Consider the following 2,821-nt stretch of genomic DNA (forward strand, 5'->3'; position numbering starts at 1 on the left):
GTGCTTGCCGATAGAAAAAGAATACCTGAACCTAGAATAGCCGAAATATATAAGGCGATGGCTTGTGGCAAATTAATTGATCGGTTCATCGTCTACTTCCTCCTCTTTCTTTGCACTCACTACTAACAGAGGATACTTAGCAACACCACTTCACATGTGCTGACTATGTTTCTTTATGTATATCATTTATTCACAAAAAAATCGTCTGGACTTTTTGCGATCTAATTCCATCTTACGGGCCTATTTACATTTAGGAAGTTGAGTGCTTAGAAGCAGCCACTTTGCACGACGGTAGTAATCGTGAAAAAGGAAGGAGGTTAACCTTGGTAGATAGCCTTTTTCAGAAAAGTCAAAATCAAAATCCACTGGGATGGGTAGAATTGAAATCCGTTTAAAGACAGAACAATTGCTACGTGAATAGCTACCAAACATTTACCTATTCTGCTGGCGTATTAAGCAACTTCACAGGAGAGGATTAGCTTTTGGATGTGATGGCAAAGTTCGTTTTGAAGTAATGCTAGAAAACTGATAGAGAGTCACAAAAGACACCAAGGGCCTTGGTCAAGCCCTGGTCTTGACCCCGTCAAGTAGACAATAGAAAAAAACTTTTTATGCGGCGATCTTTCCCCTGTGGAATACCGAGAAAAGATCGCCAAATTTTTTCTGAAACCGTTTTTCGTTGTAGTAGGTAATGTATTGTCGGATTGCTTGGTGAGTCGCTTCGTATGTATTCGGATGTTCCAAATAAAGCTTCTTTGTTTTTAAGTGAGAAAAGAAAGACTCGATCGAAGCATGTCAAAACAGTTTCCCGCGGCGAGAATGACTTCCCACCATTTCGTAGACCTCTAACCGGTGAGCATAGGTCTTGCTTGTATACTGAAACACTTGGTCGGAATGGAAAGAACACCTTTGAGGGAAGAGAAGCCACGAAGTTGTTCGACGAATCCAACACCAAATCCAGATCATTGCGTTCGGATAGGGACCAGGCAACGATCTTGTTATTCCATAGATCCTGGATGACAGAAAGGTATGCAAAAGAATCCCTAATACGAACATAAGTGATGTCCGTAACCAAACGACGGAGGGGAGCTTCAGCAGTGAACTGACGATCCAGCCGACCTATACACAACTCATAATTAACCATGAGAATTACTCATTTGCCTTTACAGATGACGAGGGGGGAAATAACACGAAATGATAGAGGTGACTAAAGTGACAACTGGGCACTCGGACACTATTAAAACCCCTCCCATCGTTCCCCTATGGATCGATGGGAGGGTCTTTCGTATGTTGCTGCATATTAACTTCCTACAGGATCTGTCTCTGTGCTTGACACTACATCAGGACTGAATTGTTTATTGCTTGAACTTGATTGAACAACGAAGTATATGGAGCTTAAACTAATTCCCATAGAGGTAATCGAACTATAAGTGAGTTTAGGTTTATTCAATCTCAAGTAGTATTAAAACGTTAAGAAAAGTTCTACAAGAGACTAAGGATGATAATATATACTCGTGGCTTTGGAAAGTATCTTTGTTAAGTTACGATGCACGCCATATAAATGAAATTCTTTTGAAGGACTTGGGTTCCCTTGAACAATACTTAGAGAGAGTTTGCATCAATAAAGAGACTGTTGAATCATTTGTTCAAGAAAAGTACGGAGTTTAAATTTGATGTGAAAAAACATCTTAGCGAAGAAGAACAAAAAGAATTAGAACAAGATGTATTAGATCTTTATAAAGAGTTGTTAGCTGATTTTGATAATATAATTGTTGATAGTATTGAATTTATGGTTCAAATGCACCTATACTCTTCATCTTGATAGATATCTTCAGTTTAAATTCAGATAAAATAGGTCGAGTAGTTAGAGGTGTTTTGAAAATATGATGAGGAAGCGCACAATATTGTCTCGCCTCATGGATGGTATGAGCATGGATGATATAGCTAGAAGCCTACGCATTTCAAGAATGACAGTCCATCGGATCAGAAGGGAGTTCGTCAATCAGCTAGTGGATTTGGGTTGAGGTTAGTTTTCAGATATACTTAAAGCAAGATCAACCATTGGAGACGAAATTATGGCACTTCCTAAAGATCGATTTGATCGCCTTTTTCAGCAGATACCTGAATCTGAAAAAAAGAGCTTACTGGATTACATGGAGTATCTGGCCGAGCGTGCAATGAAAAAAGCGTGGGAGAGCATAGATGAAGTGGATGAACCATTAACCGAAGAAGAAAAGAAAGAGATAGCCAAGGCAAAGGAAGACGATGGTATATCCTTGGAGGAATTAAAACGTGAACTTAAGTTATGAACTCATCTTAAAAACCCCCGCACTTAAGTTCATTAAAAAGCAGGATAAAAATACGCAAGTTCGCATCCTCGAAGCACTAGAGGGACTACGGATGATCCCTCCTGAGGGAGATGTAAAAAAGCTTAAAGGAGAGCAGCATACATTTCGACTCAGAATAGGGACATATAGGGCTTTATTCTATATAGATCAGAATATGATTGGTTTTCAGGGTTTTATACTTTCATTTTCTTTCTTTTTTGAACTTATCTTTTTGAAAATTACCCATAGCAGACCAATTAATTGAATACTAGTTAACATAATAAGTATGCTACCTTACAGAAGGGCATGTATTTTAAAAAAGAACACTCCCCTTTTCTGAAAAGGGGAGTGTTGACGGAAAGAAAGTCTTTACCCGTGAAAGTTATGCTACCTGTTTTACGAGATTATAGATGGGAACCAGGTGTCAAGGGGAAATACATTTCTTTATCATTATATTTATATTTAGGATTAGCCAATCCTCCAAGTGCAGGGGC

Annotated in this window: 4 protein-coding genes and 1 pseudogene; 4 read left to right on the forward strand and 1 reads right to left on the reverse strand. The window is 38.8% G+C overall.

What is annotated here, in order from left to right; genetic code table 11:
• Window positions 1–609: 609 nt before the first annotated feature.
• Window positions 610–1,114 (reverse strand): annotated as a pseudogene (locus BLV90_RS16610) (DDE-type integrase/transposase/recombinase); the annotation flags it as partial.
• A gap of 561 nt (window positions 1,115–1,675) precedes the next feature.
• On the opposite strand from BLV90_RS16610, the gene BLV90_RS16370 reads away from it, so the two are divergent.
• The 4 genes from BLV90_RS16370 to BLV90_RS15815 all read left to right on the forward strand — a co-directional run bounded on the left by BLV90_RS16370 (window position 1,676) and on the right by BLV90_RS15815 (window position 2,592).
• Window positions 1,676–1,822: a hypothetical protein gene (locus BLV90_RS16370; RefSeq protein ID WP_177168128.1), complete on the forward strand. Its 147-nt coding sequence runs from the start codon at window positions 1,676–1,678 to the stop codon at window positions 1,820–1,822.
• 64 nt (window positions 1,823–1,886) lie between these two features.
• On the forward strand, window positions 1,887–2,024 hold the full coding sequence (locus tag BLV90_RS16905) for a helix-turn-helix domain-containing protein (RefSeq protein ID WP_425433912.1): 138 nt from the start codon (window positions 1,887–1,889) through the stop codon (window positions 2,022–2,024).
• Between the two features lie 51 nt (window positions 2,025–2,075).
• Window positions 2,076–2,309, forward strand: a complete 234-nt coding sequence (locus tag BLV90_RS15810) for a hypothetical protein (RefSeq protein ID WP_091743072.1) — start codon at window positions 2,076–2,078, stop codon at window positions 2,307–2,309.
• Window positions 2,293–2,592, forward strand: coding sequence for a type II toxin-antitoxin system RelE family toxin (locus BLV90_RS15815; RefSeq protein WP_245726402.1), 300 nt, complete (start codon window positions 2,293–2,295; stop codon window positions 2,590–2,592). Before BLV90_RS15810 ends, BLV90_RS15815 begins: the two co-directional genes overlap by 17 nt.
• Window positions 2,593–2,821: the final 229 nt, after the last annotated feature.

Source organism: Marininema mesophilum (genome assembly GCF_900106775.1).
Taxonomy (GTDB): Bacteria; Bacillota; Bacilli; order Thermoactinomycetales; family DSM-45169; genus Marininema; species Marininema mesophilum.